Origin of the sequence: Enterobacter soli ATCC BAA-2102, from assembly GCF_001654845.1 — a bacterium.
Taxonomy (GTDB): domain Bacteria; phylum Pseudomonadota; class Gammaproteobacteria; order Enterobacterales; family Enterobacteriaceae; genus Enterobacter; species Enterobacter soli.
In genome coordinates this window covers 13,458-28,108 of sequence record NZ_LXES01000033.1, presented here as the reverse complement: position 1 = coordinate 28,108, position 14,651 = coordinate 13,458, and the positions used below count along the sequence as shown (strand labels likewise).

The following is a 14,651-nucleotide window of genomic DNA, read 5'->3' as shown; positions in this document are numbered from 1 at the left end:
CGCCGCGGTAAGTCTTTTATTTCAATGGCGAAATGTCATCGCTAAATAAAGACAAACATTACTGGGGAACCCTCAGCCCGGAGGGAGAGGGTGAGGGCATCAGGCCGCACTGTCATTCAACACAACGTCCTGCCGGAACCGTCTCAACTCCACCAGGCACACCAACAAAATTACCCCCACCATCGCCAGCGCAAAACCACTGCTGCTCGCCGATGCCATCGGGGTCATCATTGCACCAAGCCCGCCGAGGATCGCCGCGCCAATCGCATCACCCGTGACGTTCTGTGCCGTCCACAGGCCATTAATACGCCCCAGCATCCCTTCCGGCGTCTGCGTCTGGATCAGCGTGTACTGCAACAGCGAACTGATAGCGCTCAGCCAGCCAAAGATGACCAGACAAATCACGCCCAGCGCCCACACCGGCATCAGGCTAAAGAAGCCAATCGCGATAAACGAAGCCAGCGTCGCCACCAGCATAATGAGCCCAGGACGCGCGCTCTGCGCCAGGTTGCCACTGGTCAGCGCGCCGCATGCTGCACCCAGCGGAATAGCCGCATACAGCACGCCAATCTCGGAAGCACTCATCTGCCATTCGCCTGCCAGCGCCGGGTAGAGCACGCGCACGGCACTCGCCATTGTCAGCAAACCGCCCAGCAGGGCGATGCCGCCAATCAGCGGATTACTGAACAGAAAACGGATCGCGGCCATCAGCGATTTCAGCGGGTGCTCACGCTGCTGCGGCGGTGGCGGCAGCAGCGGTAAACGCAGCAACGTTAAGGTGGTGATAAACGTCCCCGCCGCCGCCAGGCCATAGTTCCACGCCACGTTGCCCGTTGCCAGCAGCAGGCCCCCCACCATCGGCGAAATCACCGAACCCAGACGTACGGTCAGCATGGTGATCGCCCCCGCCTGCATCAGGTTCTCGCGCCCGACCAGCGCAGGCGTTGCCGCCAGCAGTGCAGTCACCCCAATCGAAGCAAAAAAGCCGTCCCACAGCCCCAGCGCGTAAATCGCAATCAGCGATGGCTCCGGCAGCATGGCGTTCAGACACAACCCGATAAACCCCACCCCACAGGTGCCGCGCGCCAGCAGGATCAGCTTTTTGCGCTCGTACCTGTCTGCCAGTACCCCACCAACCATCAGGCCAATAAACATCGCCCCGCCGGTTAAGGTCACGGAAAGCCCCACCAGCCAGCTGGAGTGCGTCATCGCCTGGATTTGTACCGGCACGGCCACGCCGAGCAGGCCAAGGGATAAAATGGAGATAAAACGGGCGATAAAGACGGCGCGAAACGCCGGATGTGTTTTGAGCAGGCTGAGGTTGAGCAGCCAGGATTTTTGGGTCATTACAAGGCCTTGTCTGGTTTCTTTTATACCAATTCCATGGCGGCACATGCTAACATAGCCAAATAAGATAGATAACGATAATTACTATCATTATCAAATCATGGACGTTGCTATGTCGTTTTCCTCTTCCGCGGTGCGCGCCATTGCCGTGCCCGTTTTATTGCTGCTGTTGATCCTTGCGATTGCATTCAGTTTGCTGGTTGGCGCGAAATCGCTGCCGGCTTCCGTTATTGTCGATGCGCTCTCCGGCACCTGTCAGAGTGCCGACTGCACCATCGTACTGGACGCCCGTCTGCCCCGCACCCTGGCCGGATTGCTTGCCGGTGGCGCACTGGGTCTCGCCGGGGCGCTGATGCAAACGCTCACCCGTAACCCACTGGCCGACCCGGGTATTCTGGGCGTTAACTCCGGCGCCAGTTTTGCCATCGTGCTTGGCGCGGCGCTGTTTGGTTTAACCTCCCCCTCTGAACAACTGGTGATGGCTTTTTGTGGCGCACTGGCGGCCTCGCTGGTGGTGGCATTTACCGGCAGTCAGGGCGGAGGGCAGCTCAGCCCGGTACGGTTGACGCTGGCAGGTGTTGCCCTTGCGGCGGTGCTGGAAGGGTTAACCAACGGCATCGCCCTGCTCAATCCGGACGTTTACGATCAGCTGCGTTTCTGGCAGGCCGGCTCGCTGGATATCCGCACGCTTCAAACCCTGAAGGCAGTCATCATCCCGGTGACGCTTGCCGCCGCCGTGGCGCTGTTTATGAGCCGCTCGCTCAACAGCCTGAGTCTTGGTAGCGATACCGCCACCGCGCTCGGCAACCGGGTTGCACGCACGCAGTTAACCGGGCTTCTCGCCATCACCGTACTGTGCGGCAGCGCAACGGCTGTGGTTGGCCCGATTGCCTTTATCGGTCTGATGATGCCGCATATGGCACGCTGGCTGGTGGGTGCCGATCACCGCTGGTCGATACCCGTCACGCTGCTCGCCACGCCTGCTCTGCTGTTGTTCGCCGATGTTGTGGGTCGCCTTTTGGTTCCCGGCGAGCTGCGCGTGTCGGTGGTGAGTGCGTTTATAGGTGCACCGGTGCTGATTTTCCTGGTGCGACGTAAACGCGGAGGCGGCGCATGATGGCTCCATCCCGGCGTTTACTCACCAGCATATTCCTGCTGATTATCGTCAGTGTGTTACTGGCAGTCTGGAGCCTGCGCAGCGGTGCGGTGACGCTCGATTTTTCCCAGGTCTTTAACGCCCTGACCGGCAGCGCACCACGCAGTATCACCATGGTGGTCACCGAATGGCGCCTGCCGCGCGTCGCGATGGCCATTCTGGTGGGTGCGGCGCTGGGTGTCAGCGGGGCCATTTTCCAGTCACTGATGCGCAACCCGCTCGGCAGCCCGGACGTGATGGGCCTGAATACCGGAGCCTGGAGCGGCGTGCTGGTGGCGATGGTGCTGTTTGGTCAGCACCTCACGGCCATTACCTTTACCGCGATGGCCGGGGGGATTTTGACGTCACTGGTTATCTGGGCGTTGGCCTGGCGTAACGGCATCGACACCTTCCGCCTGATCATCATTGGCATTGGCGTACGTGCCATGCTGATGGCCTTCAACACCTGGCTGTTATTGCAGGCCTCTCTGGAAACTGCGCTTTCCGCAGGGCTGTGGTATGCCGGTTCGTTGAACGGTCTGACATGGGCTAAAACCTGGCCTGCTGCGCCGCTGATCCTGCTGATGTTTATCGGCGCACTGCTGCTGGTCCGCAGGATGCGTTTGCTGGAGATGGGCGACGACAGCGCCTGCGCGCTAGGGGTGAGCGTCGAGCGTTCACGTCTGATGCTGATGCTGGTGGCCGTGTTACTGACCGCTGCCGCCACCGCCATTGCCGGGCCTATTTCGTTTATTGCGCTGGTTGCGCCACATATTGCCCGGCGGCTTTCCGGAACCGCGCGCTGGGGCTTAACCCAGGCCGCGCTGTGCGGTTCGCTGCTGTTGCTGGCGGCCGATCTGTGCGCCCAGCAACTGTTTATGCCTTATCAACTTCCGGTCGGTGTGGTAACCGTGAGTCTGGGCGGTATTTACCTCATCATCTTGTTAGTTCAGGAGTCACGCAAGAAATGACAGAGACAGCAACCCGCTTGCGCGGCGACAACTTAACCCTTGGCTACGGTAAAAAAATCATTGCTAAGGATTTGACCGTGGCGATCCCGGACGGCCATTTTACAGCGATTATCGGACCGAACGGCTGCGGTAAATCGACCCTGCTGCGAACGCTGAGCCGCCTGATGACGCCGGTTCACGGCAGCGTGTACCTCGATGGCGAGCAGATCCAGCGCTTTGCCAGCAAAGAGGTGGCACGGCACATCGGGCTGCTGGCGCAAAACGCCACCACGCCGGGGGATATCACGGTTCAGGAGCTGGTAGCGCGCGGGCGTTATCCCCATCAGCCGCTGTTCACCCGCTGGCGCAAAGAAGATGACGAAGCAGTGAACCGCGCAATGCAGGCGACGGGCATCACTGAGCTTGCTCAGCAAAGTGTGGATACCCTTTCCGGCGGACAGCGTCAGCGTGCGTGGATAGCCATGGTGCTGGCGCAGGAAACGTCGATTATGCTGCTGGATGAGCCCACGACCTGGCTTGATATCAGCCACCAGATTGATCTGCTGGAGTTGTTAAGCGAGCTGAACCGCACGCAGGGTTATACCCTGGCGGCGGTACTGCACGATTTAAATCAGGCCTGCCGTTACGCGACGCACCTGATTGCGCTGCGAGATGGCGAGATTGTGGCGCAGGGCGCGCCGAAAGAGATTGTAACGCCGGAGCTTATCGAGCGGATCTACGGAATGCGCTGCATGATTATTGCGGATCCTGTAGCGGGAACGCCGCTGGTGGTGCCGTTGGGGAAACGTGCGGGCTGATGCCCGCACCCCGGCCCTCTCCCACAGGGAGAGGGTTAGGGTGAGGGGAAGATTTGCACTATCCCAGTATATCCTTCAATACCGGCCCAATCTTCTCAAACGCCTGCGGTGAAATGATATCCACGTGGGCGCAATCCTGGCTGTAAACCTCAAGCTCACCCACCCACGGTGCCCATGCCTGATGCGGGTCCTGGGTTCGCGTGCGCTCGGCGACAAACAGCGTCGCTTTGCCGTCAAAGCGTGAACTGTGCGCCGTCGTCAGCAAGCGCACGGCATCAGCGTAGTTGCCTTCAATGGCGGTAAACAGCTCACTGGAACCCTGCCCCTGCTGCGCAGCAATAAACGCCTGACGCTCGCGCTCAATTTCCGCCAGCACTTCAGGATCAAGGCCGTTTGCCTCTTTCTCCGCCCAGTTTTGCGTTTCCGGCGGCCAGGTATCCAGCAGGCCGAGGAATGCGACCATTTCCCCCTGCTCACGCAGTCGCGCGGCAATCCCCTGCGCCAGCGTGCCACCCAGTGAATAACCCAGCACATAGTACGGCCCGTGCGGCTGCTGCGCGCGCAGTGTCGCCAGATGATGTCCAATCACGCCATCCAGATCGGCACACTGCTGCATCGGCCCATCCGGGCGCGGGGACTGAATGCCCGTTATCGACCAGCGCGGGCTAAGGTAGCGCGCCAGCACGCTAAATTGCCAGGCAAAACCCGATGCCGGATGGAAGCAAAACAGCGTTGGACCCTGGCTTTCACGCAGCGGCAGCAGAGTTTCATACCCCAGACGCTGCGCCTGTTCATCACTCATCTGCGAATCAAGCAAACCGCTAAGCTTACTGACCGTCGACGCCACCATAATCTGCCCTGGCGTCACCTTGCGCCCGAACGCGCGGCTAAGTTGCGCCGCCAGGCGCATCGCCAGCAGTGAGTGCCCGCCAAGCGCAAAGAAGTCGGCTTCAGTATCATTCACCTCGCAGCCCAGCAAGGCGGAAAACGCCTGCGCCACGGCCACTTCGGTTTTGCTTTCCGGCGCACGGCCAGAGGTTTTGCTGGTCAACTCCGGTAGCGGCAGCGCCTTACGGTCGAGCTTACCGTTGGCCGAAAGCGGCAGCGCGCTGATTTGCAGCAACACCACCGGCACCATATGTGGCGGCAACTGTGCTTTCAGCGCGGCCAGAAGCGCCTCCCTGTCGAGCGGTAAACCGGATTCTGAAACGATGTACCCCACCAGCTGACGGGCATCACCGCCGGTTGCCGCCGCCTGGTTGAACACACATGCGTGCGCCACGGCCTGCGCCACGTCCGGCAGCGAGAGCATCGCCCGGTCGATTTCACCCAACTCGATACGCTGACCACGAATTTTCAGCTGATCGTCGCTGCGGCCTAAATATTCCACCGCGCCGTTATCCAGCCAGCGGGCAACATCCCCGGTGCGATACATACGCTCGCCCGGCGCAAACGGGTCGGCAATAAAGCGGCTCGCCGTCAGGTCCGGACGCCCCAGATAGCCCTGCGCCAGCTGAATACCGGTAAGATACAGATCGCCCGCCACGCCAAACGGCACCGGGCGCATCATCGCATCCAGAATGCGCAGCCCCGTATTCCACACCGGGAAACCAATCGGTACGCTGTTGCCGTCAACCGCCGCCAGCTCAGGGCCAAACGCCGGATACCAGCTCACGTCCACAGCCGCTTCCGTTGGGCCATACAGGTTATGCAGCGGTGCACCGGTAAGCTGCTCCCACTCGCGGCACAGTTCGGCTGGCAGCGCTTCCCCGCTACAGAACACCTGTTTCAGCGTTTTGCAGCAGTCGGCATTTTCCGGCGTCAGCGAGGCTACAAATGCCGCCAGCATCGACGGCACAAAGTGAGTGGTGGTGACGCCATACTGGGCGAAGAAACTCTGCATCGCCTGTGGATCGCGGTGCGCCTCTGGCTCGGCCATTACCAGCTTCGCGCCAGCGATAAACGGCCACCAGAATTCCCACACCGACACGTCAAAGCTGCACGGCGTTTTTTGCGCCACCACATCGCGCGCGTCCAGCGGGTAGTGATCCTGCATCCACATCAGGCGGTTGACGATGGCAGTATGCCCGACCATCACCCCTTTCGGGCGCCCCGTGGAGCCGGAGGTAAAGATGATATACGCGGTCTGTTCCGGCTTCGCCAGGTTGAGCGGCTCGTGGCCCGCAACAGGTAATAGTGTGTTGTAACTAAATGACGTTATCGGCAGATCGCTAAAGCGCGGAAGTTGTTCGTCGGTGGTGATAAGCAGAGACGGCTTCGCATCTTCCAGCATCATCCGCAGGCGGTCGTCCGGGTAGCCGGTGTCCAGCGGCAGCCACGCAGCCCCCGCTTCCACAATACCGTGCAGCGCCAGGGTCAGAAACACCGAGCGCGGCAAGGCCACCGCCACGCTGTCGCCCGGCTTCACGCCGCGTTCACGCAGCAGGGTTGCCAGCGCCACCACCTGCTCGCGCATCTGGCGGTAGTTCAGCTCGATATGGGCATCCGCCAGCGCGGGCGCATCCGGCGTTTTGCTCGCTTGTTCCGCCACCAGATGGGCAAGCGTGGCAGAGGGTAAGGCCAGCCCGGTATCATTGATGCGCGCAAGCTGCTGATATTCTGCTTCAGAGACGGTTTCCACTTCACCGCAGCGCAGATCCGGGTTGGCGGCAAACTGGGTCAGCATCGCGTTTAGTCGCGCCACGTGGCGTGTGAGCGTTGCCTCGTCGTAACGCTGTTTATTAGCCAGGATCTCAATGCTCAGCCCACCCTGCTCGTCCGGGAACAGCGCCAGCTCCAGATCGTTTACCGGCCCCGTTGCCAGCGTGTGGGTCGTGGCCGCCACGCCGTCGATATCCAGCTGGTAATCAAATACTTTGACGTTGAGCACCGGGCCAAACAGGGCTTCATCCCCTGCCGCACGCCCGCTGTCGCGAACAATCTGCTCGGCGTCATAACGCTGATGGCGGCGCATTTTTTTCAGCTGATTCGCAAGACGCAGCGCCAGCTCCGGCAGGCTCTCCTGCGGGGCGATATTCACCGCCATCGGCAGGACGTTAAGCACCGGGCCGGTTGCGGTGAGCGCCGCTGACCCCATGCGACGCATAAAGATAAAACCGGCGGCGTAGTCCAGCCGTCCGGTCAAACGCCCAAGCCACAGCGCCACCAGCGCGAGTGCCAGGTCGGTGCGCTGCACCTGCCCTGCCGCCTGAGAAAGCTGGCTAAAGGCGTGGCTATCGGCCACCACTTTTAGCCGCAGAATGTCGGTAGTGGCTGCACGCCCCGGCAACGGCGCGGAAGAAAGCGATACAGGAGAAGGAAGCTGCTTACGCTGCTCTGCCCAGAATGCGCCATCGCGCTGATACGCCTCGCTGTCGCGATAGCGCTGGTACTCGTCCACCACCTCAGCAAACGGCGTAAAGGGTGATGCAGGCGGAGTTTCGCCCTTTTTCCAGGCCGTATAAATAGCGGCGATCTGGCGGGTAATAGCCGGGAAACTGAAGCCATCCACCACTAAATGATGATATCGCTGATACCAGTACCAGTGGCGTTCCCCCACCTGAATCAGCTGATGAAATGCCAGTGGTTGACCGCTGTCCACGCGCAGATTCTGGTGAAGATCGGCCTCCATCAGCCCCACGGCGGCGGCGTGAGAATCGGCTTTTACGATCGATGGTTCAGGCAGCGACATCGCATCGTCCACCCACTGCCACACCTCGCCGTTATCTTCTGCAAAGCGCGTGCGTAATGTGTCGGCCTGCATCATGCCTGCGACTATCGCTTTCGCCAGCAATGGCGCGTCAATATCGCCTTTCAGCTCGGTGTAATGCGCCACACTCCAGGCGTTCGGCAACGTGGAAAGTTGCTCCGCCATCCAGATCCCCGGCTGCGCGGCGACGAGAGGAAGATGTTTACTCATGCGCGCTCTCCCGCAAAATGGGAAGGCGTAAGCGTATGCCAGTGTTCAGCCAGCCACTGCTGGCACGCTTCCTGGGATTGCGGTTCACACACCACACGCCAGCCGGCAGGCAGTGCGCACTGTTGCGGCCACAGGCTGAATTCCGCCTGGTCGTTACACAAAATGGCGAACTGTCCCTGCGGATTATCGAAAGGATTACTGAATTCCATACAGACTCCGTTATTGAATAAGCGGCTGCCAGAGGGTCATCAGCCCCTGCGTCAGCCCACCGCGCCAGCAAAGCGCATCGTGTCCGCCGTCAACCTGACGCCAGATAACCGGTTGCTGTGTGTGTTGTAGCTCGGCGTAAATCGCCTGATTTGCGCGGAAAATAAGCGGCTCGTTGCGCCCGGCCTCAAGGACAATGCGCAGCCCGCGTGCGGTTTTTTCACCCGCTTTGAGTTGTTCGATAAGCAGCCCATCCTGCTGCGCACCACGGTGCGGCCACCAGTAGGAGCCTGACTGGCTGAGCACGCAGCCAAAACGCTGCGGCCAGTTAAGACCAGCATAAAGAGAAGAGAGCCCGCCAAAACTTTGCCCCGCCACGACCGTGCGGTCGGCTCGGTCACTGAATGGCGTGGTGGTTTTTACCAGCGGGAAAAGCTCTTCCTGCACCGCCAGCCAGAAATCGGGGTTGCAGGGCAGCTCAGCGCTGCGATGAGCGGTATCGATAACATCGATCAGGAGATAGACCGCCGGCGGCAATTTGCGCTCAGCCGTCAGTGACGCCAGTGCCGGCCATATCGGCAAGCTTTCGGCCCAGAACTGCCCGTCGAGCAACACCGCCAGCGGGCTGTCCGGGCTGGCATCACCGGTGGTAAAAATCCACACGCGGCGACGATTGCGAAGCCGGTCGCTGTGCCATTCGATGCAGAGCGGCTGTCGGTAAGGGGTGTCAGGATGATCCCAGCCAGGCTGAACCGGTGCTTCGGGCATTTCCAGCGCCGATACCGGATGCCCGCGCCCGCCTCGCCAGCTCTGCGGATTCAACGGGTCGCACACCGCGTTGGGCAGCAGCTTGCGCCAGCCTTCACGCAGCGCCATGCGGTCAGGCTGTTCGCCGTGAAATACCGCATCGGCAAAATCATGTTCGTTCTCAGAAGGGATAAAGCAGTAGCTGCCGCGCCACTGCGGGCTGAACTCACCCTGCCACTGCCAGACGTCGGTTCCGGGAAGGCGTTCGAGGGATTGCGGGCGGGCATTCTGGTGGTGATCGGTGACGCCGGTGATGTAGAGCCAGACGCGCTTCACCGCCGAAGATGCCTGCGTACCTGCCGGATCACGCCACCAGAATGTGACGTGATACATATCCTTTTCACGCACCCATTCAGGGCCCTTTTTCGACTGCCACCAGGCATCACTTCCCGTTGTTACCGCCGTCACGCTTTTAACCTCATGTTTATCGTGTCTTTTTTTGTTACAAGACAAATTTTATTGATAATATTATTGATAACTATTTGCATTTGCAATAGCGTAGTGCCCGCGCTGTGGGAAGCGCGCTCATAAAATAACCATGCCACGCGTTGTGTGCGCTCGAGGACAGGGCTGCTTACGCAAATGCGGGTGACAACATGCCGCCTCCTCTCCCTTTCGGGAACGGAGTCAGGGGATGCGGCGCGAAAAGCAGGACGTACAATGAATAAGAAGATTCACTCCCTGGCCTTGCTGGTCAACTTAGGGATTTACGGCGTCGCGTTGCCAGCAATGGCAGACGACACCACCGCCAACACCACTGCGCAGCACGAAGACACGATGGTTATCACCGCCGCGCAGCAGAACTTGCAGGCACCCGGTGTGTCGACCATTACGGCCGATCAAATCCGTAAAAATCCTCCCGCCCGCGACGTTGCCGAAATCATCCGTACCATGCCTGGCGTTAACCTGACCGGTAACTCCACCAGCGGTCAGCGCGGTAACAACCGTCAGATTGATATCCGCGGCATGGGCCCTGAGAACACCCTGATCCTGATCGACGGTAAGCCGGTTACCAGCCGTAACTCCATCCGTCTGGGCTGGCGTGGCGAGCGTGATACCCGTGGCGATACCGGCTGGGTTCCACCGGAAATGATCGAGCGTATCGACGTTATCCGTGGCCCGGCAGCAGCGCGTTACGGTAACGGTGCGGCTGGTGGTGTGGTGAACATCATCACCAAGAATTTTGACGACCAGTGGCATGGTTCCTGGAACACCTACCTGAATGCGCCAGAGCATAAGGACGAAGGTTCAACCAAGCGCACCAACTTCAGCCTGAGCGGCCCACTGGGCGGTGATTTCAGCTTCCGCATGTACGGTAACCTGGATAAAACCCAGGCCGATGCGCGGGATATCAACCAGGGTCATGAATCTGAACGTACTGGCGCCTACGCCGACACGCTGCCAGCAGGCCGTGAAGGGGTAGAAAACAAAGACATTAACGGCGTAGTGCGTTGGGACTTTGCCCCGATGCAGTCCCTGGAGTTTGAAGCGGGCTACAGCCGCCAGAACAACCTCTACGCGGGCGATACGCAGAACACCAACAACGACAACAGCTCCAACGGCCTGGTGAAGAAAAACTACGGTAAAGAGACTAACCGTATTTATCGCCAGAACTTTGCCGTGACCTGGAACGGCGGCTGGGATAACGGTATCACCACCAGCAACTGGGCGCAGTACGAGCACACCCGTAACTCCCGTCTGGGCGAAGGGCTGGCGGGCGGTCTGGAAGGCTTGTTCAACAGCAATAAGTTCACCGACACCGACCTGTCTGACGTGATGCTGCACAGTGAAATCAACCTGCCGATTGATTTCCTGGTCAACCAGAACCTGACCCTGGGTACTGAGTGGAACCAGCAGCGCATGAAAGATTCCACTTCTAACACCCAGACTCAGCAAGGCGGTACGATCCCGGGCATGAGCGACGATCGTAGCCCGTATTCCTCGGCTGAGATCTTCTCCCTGTTCGCGGAAAACAACATGGAGCTGACCGACAGCACCATGCTGACCCCGGCGCTGCGCTTCGATCATCACACCATTGTGGGCAACAACTGGAGCCCGTCCCTGAACCTGTCGCAAGGTCTGGGCGATGAATTCACCCTGAAGATGGGTATCGCACGCGCCTATAAAGCGCCAAGTCTGTACCAGACTAACCCGAACTACCTGTTGTACAGCAAAGGCCAGGGTTGTTATGCAAGCTCTGACGGCGTGGGCTGTTACATGATGGGTAACGACGACCTGAAAGCTGAAACCAGCATCAATAAAGAGATTGGTCTGGAGTGGAAACACAACGGCTGGCAGGCGGGCGTGACATGGTTCCGCAACGACTACCGCGACAAGATTGAAGCGGGTTATGCGCCAATTGGCCATACCTCTTCCGGTAAAGTACAGACCGATATCTACCAGTGGGAAAACGTTCCTAAAGCCGTGGTGGAAGGTCTGGAAGGCTCACTGAACGTACCGGTAAGCGATACGATCAACTGGACCAACAACATTACCTACATGCTGCAAAGCAAGAACAAGGAAACCGGCGATCGTCTGTCGATCATCCCGGAGTACACGCTGAACTCAACCCTGAGCTGGCAGGTACAACAGGATGTGTCGCTGCAATCGACCTTCACCTGGTACGGCAAGCAGCAGCCGAAGAAATACAACTACAAAGGTCAGCCTGTTACCGGCTCTGAGAAAGATGAAGTCAGCCCGTACAGCATTGTTGGCCTGAGTGCGACCTGGGACGTGACCAAAAACGTCAGCCTGACCGGCGGCGTGGATAACGTCTTTGACAAGCGTCAGTGGCGTGCGGGTAATGCCCAGACCACGGGTAACACCACGACGGGTGCCTATATGTACGGTGCGGGTGCGTACACGTATAATGAACCTGGCCGTACCTGGTATATGAGTGTGAATACACACTTCTAAGCAAGGTAAAAGCAAAACGGCAACCGAGGTTGCCGTTTTTTGTGCTTGCTCCCTCTCCCTGTGGGAGAGGGCCGGGGTGAGGACATCAGGCCGCATCCTCCTGTCGCTGATCCAAAAACAACTTCTAATGTGTTTATCAGTGGATTATTACCCGCAGCTACGTATGGCTGGATTGTTGATCAGGTAGATGGGGCATTAAAATAACACGAACAAAGGGACCATTAGTGGTCCCTTTTTAGTTTATATCAAAGGTGATATACTTTTCTTACGATTAACACAACAACAGTAGCAAGTATAAAAAAAGACAACCCAACTCTGGATACAATCCTTTCAACGTAAAATGTTCGAGTCAATGAGGGCGGCAATCTTTTAGCAAAATCAATATCCATTTCGTTATTGCTGAATTTAGACTTCCTCCCTTTAAATAATGGTGATAGGAAGAAATCTTTTTTCATATAATTCCAGACCGGAATAGAAAGCCAATCCGAATTTTTTAGCACTTGCGTTGCAAGTGGCAATTCACCATATTCACTAATATATAACTCACAAATAGCTCTAAACTTCTTTTCATTTATCGCTTTAAGAACAAATAAAAGAGCTACGCTCAAAAATAAAGCCAGCAAAAGTAAGATTAGTAATATTTTGAAAATAAGTTTTGTTTCCATTTTATTTTCTCATTTCACCAAATAATATACTGCTTCACCGGATAAAGAACCAATCTCTTCGGACACCTTACCGACTCCGAATGAATACCCTGCGCCAACTATGATTGAGCAAGCCAATGCACCTGCGCCGCCAACCGGGGCCGTTGCTGCACCTAACACCACAGCACATGTAGCTGATGTTGCAGCGGCACCCCCCCCTTCAAACAGTGCAGATAAAGCAATACCTGCGCTGAATTTTCCAATTTCAGTATAGGCAGTTTTCTCACAATCTTTTCCGGTTGTACAGGCTTCATAGATTGTATTAAGGCCGTTTAAAGCAGAAAGGCCGATTCCAACTTTGCCTATCGTTCTCATTAGCTTTGTTATCTTTGCTGAACGTTCAATGTATGTTGCATACCCTTCAATATCCAGGTTTCCTGTTTCGTTCCAGCGATGCATTATAGAACGACCAGATAATCTTAATGCTTTCCGGATATCATCATAATCAGCTAACCCAATTGGGTTCCTGAACATTTTCAGAAATATTGAGTCTAACCTTCGGAATTGTATATCTCTTTCAATATAAAATTGCTCGCTGATCAATGTACCCTGTGTTATTAACTGGTTACGGTAAGTTTCTTCAATTTTAACCAAGGCATTTTGTATTTCCTGGAAATAATCTTTCGCCATTCCAGATACCAGCCCCCCATAATCTCCGCCAACAGATGAAAAGAGATCAATGACGTTTCTGTTTTCATAAAGGAAACTTGCTTCTTTTTCTGTAAGCGGTTCAAGAGCTTTATCAATTCTCGCTTTTGCTTTTTTCATATGCTCTATTTGCGCTGAATCCTGTTTCAACGGGTCAACAACAAGCAAAATTGAACCAGCTTTGAATCTTTGCTCCGGATTAAGCCTTTTGTACAGGTTGGTTATTTCTTTACTGGAATTTTGAAAAAGATATGGTTCGTATGCTATGGGGCTTCCATTCCACGGAACAATGCAATACCCGGCGTCTACAGGGGTGCGAGGCTCCTCTTCTTTAATAACACCAGGAACGGGAACCGAAGAAGTAACTGCTGGCGATTGTGCTAATGATGGTGCGGATTTTGCTGCTGGTGGCGTAGACCCCACAACTCCGGGAAAAGCTTCACTTTCGCACTCATACGAAAAATCATAAAAGGAGGGAATAAATGTACATTCACATGCACAACTCCCTTTACTATGTAATGTCCCTGCTGCTGCTACATTTTCGATGATATAATTTGGATAACCCCCGAGTATAGTATGTTCTTTTTTATCTTTCCCACATATATATTTATCTCCATTTCTGGCAGTGGTTTTTCCATTAAAAAAATGATTTTGACTTCCAGTGATTATCGCCCCCCCGCAAGATGTTTTATCTCCAACGGTTAAGAAATATCCCTTCACCATAATACCTCCATTAATTTACTGAGTTGTTTAATTTAGATGTTAAACATTTTTAACTTACTGTATCGACCAATTTTCGTTACTGTTCCATTAGTTGAGCGGTTAATAATTAAGCATTATTTTATTGAGAGATATTATGATGTTCAGATAGAAAGATAGAGGGCTGGGATCACATTTATTGAATTATAAACAGTAACGAAAAATTCAATTCATCACCGTCAAGAATAATATATTTCATGCTATTAATCGCAGTGATAATTTGTGGATTTAAGTGATTTAAAACTTAATAAAGCCTCTAACTTTTCCTCATTATAATCATATCTGTCGTAGTGAACAGATGATATGTACGCTTGCCGGAGGCTATAAAAACAGTCTTATGCGCTTCAAACAGATCGGCAAGCGTTCCATATGTTGTTGAGACTTTGATAACATCGGGGCAGGATGCAAGACTTCCGAACTTCTCAAGGGCACTACAGATAG

Annotated in this window: 10 protein-coding genes and 1 pseudogene; 5 read left to right on the top strand and 6 right to left on the bottom strand. The window is 55.9% G+C overall.

Annotated features, from left to right (window positions below; all coding sequences use genetic code 11):
• Positions 1–99: 99 nt before the first annotated feature.
• Entirely contained in the window at positions 100–1,347 is a 1,248-nt protein-coding gene (gene entS, locus M987_RS11410; protein WP_014069268.1) for an enterobactin transporter EntS, read from the bottom strand.
• Between the two features lie 112 nt (positions 1,348–1,459).
• Between entS and fepD the strand changes: the two genes are divergently transcribed.
• The 3 genes from fepD to fepC are packed head-to-tail and all read left to right on the top strand — an operon-like array spanning position 1,460 to position 4,250.
• Positions 1,460–2,464 (top strand): Fe(3+)-siderophore ABC transporter permease, encoded by a 1,005-nt coding sequence (gene fepD / locus M987_RS11405; protein ID WP_014069267.1) that lies wholly within the window; start codon positions 1,460–1,462, stop codon positions 2,462–2,464.
• Positions 2,461–3,453 carry an iron-enterobactin ABC transporter permease gene (fepG, locus tag M987_RS11400; protein ID WP_014069266.1) on the top strand — a complete coding sequence of 331 codons (993 nt, stop codon included), beginning with the start codon at positions 2,461–2,463 and terminating at the stop codon, positions 3,451–3,453. The genes fepD and fepG overlap by 4 nt, the downstream gene beginning before the upstream one ends.
• Positions 3,450–4,250, top strand: coding sequence for an iron-enterobactin ABC transporter ATP-binding protein (fepC, locus tag M987_RS11395; RefSeq protein ID WP_014069265.1), 801 nt, complete (start codon positions 3,450–3,452; stop codon positions 4,248–4,250). Before fepG ends, fepC begins: the two co-directional genes overlap by 4 nt.
• A gap of 58 nt (positions 4,251–4,308) precedes the next feature.
• On the opposite strand, the gene entF is transcribed toward fepC, so the two are convergent.
• The 3 genes from entF to fes are packed head-to-tail and all read right to left on the bottom strand — an operon-like array spanning position 4,309 to position 9,636.
• Complete coding sequence (entF, locus tag M987_RS11390) at positions 4,309–8,169, bottom strand: enterobactin non-ribosomal peptide synthetase EntF (protein ID WP_014069264.1); 3,861 nt, start codon at positions 8,167–8,169, stop codon at positions 4,309–4,311.
• Positions 8,166–8,378 (bottom strand): MbtH family protein, encoded by a 213-nt coding sequence (locus tag M987_RS11385; protein ID WP_014069263.1) that lies wholly within the window; start codon positions 8,376–8,378, stop codon positions 8,166–8,168. The genes entF and M987_RS11385 overlap by 4 nt, the downstream gene beginning before the upstream one ends.
• Before the next feature lie 10 nt (positions 8,379–8,388).
• Complete coding sequence (gene fes / locus M987_RS11380; protein ID WP_071881219.1) at positions 8,389–9,636, bottom strand: enterochelin esterase; 1,248 nt, start codon at positions 9,634–9,636, stop codon at positions 8,389–8,391.
• A 207-nt stretch (positions 9,637–9,843) separates the two neighbouring features.
• Between fes and M987_RS11375 the strand changes: the two genes are divergently transcribed.
• Together M987_RS11375 and M987_RS25055 are read left to right on the top strand one after the other, a co-directional pair.
• Complete coding sequence (locus M987_RS11375; RefSeq protein WP_014069261.1) at positions 9,844–12,099, top strand: TonB-dependent siderophore receptor; 2,256 nt, start codon at positions 9,844–9,846, stop codon at positions 12,097–12,099.
• Between the two features lie 87 nt (positions 12,100–12,186).
• Positions 12,187–12,303, top strand: a pseudogene (locus M987_RS25055) (hypothetical protein); the annotation flags it as partial.
• Positions 12,304–12,344: 41 nt separating this feature from the next.
• Here the strand turns inward: M987_RS25055 and M987_RS11370 are convergent.
• Both M987_RS11370 and M987_RS11365 read right to left on the bottom strand, forming a co-directional pair.
• Positions 12,345–12,764 (bottom strand): hypothetical protein, encoded by a 420-nt coding sequence (locus tag M987_RS11370; protein WP_014069260.1) that lies wholly within the window; start codon positions 12,762–12,764, stop codon positions 12,345–12,347.
• Between the two features lie 9 nt (positions 12,765–12,773).
• On the bottom strand, positions 12,774–14,174 hold the full coding sequence (locus M987_RS11365; protein WP_014069259.1) for a PAAR domain-containing protein: 1,401 nt from the start codon (positions 14,172–14,174) through the stop codon (positions 12,774–12,776).
• Positions 14,175–14,651: the final 477 nt, after the last annotated feature.

What these genes read in the sequence shown, in the direction of transcription:
- entS (WP_014069268.1), bottom strand. Translation starts at nt 1,347, where the DNA reads ATGACCCAAAAATCCTGGCTGCTCAACCTCAGCCTGCTCAAAACACAT.
- fepD (WP_014069267.1), top strand. Translation starts at nt 1,460, where the DNA reads ATGTCGTTTTCCTCTTCCGCGGTGCGCGCCATTGCCGTGCCCGTTTTA.
- fepG (WP_014069266.1), top strand. Translation starts at nt 2,461, where the DNA reads ATGATGGCTCCATCCCGGCGTTTACTCACCAGCATATTCCTGCTGATT.
- fepC (WP_014069265.1), top strand. Translation starts at nt 3,450, where the DNA reads ATGACAGAGACAGCAACCCGCTTGCGCGGCGACAACTTAACCCTTGGC.
- entF (WP_014069264.1), bottom strand. Translation starts at nt 8,169, where the DNA reads ATGAGTAAACATCTTCCTCTCGTCGCCGCGCAGCCGGGGATCTGGATG.
- M987_RS11385 (WP_014069263.1), bottom strand. Translation starts at nt 8,378, where the DNA reads ATGGAATTCAGTAATCCTTTCGATAATCCGCAGGGACAGTTCGCCATT.
- M987_RS11375 (WP_014069261.1), top strand. Translation starts at nt 9,844, where the DNA reads ATGAATAAGAAGATTCACTCCCTGGCCTTGCTGGTCAACTTAGGGATT.
- M987_RS11370 (WP_014069260.1), bottom strand. Translation starts at nt 12,764, where the DNA reads ATGGAAACAAAACTTATTTTCAAAATATTACTAATCTTACTTTTGCTG.
- M987_RS11365 (WP_014069259.1), bottom strand. Translation starts at nt 14,174, where the DNA reads ATGGTGAAGGGATATTTCTTAACCGTTGGAGATAAAACATCTTGCGGG.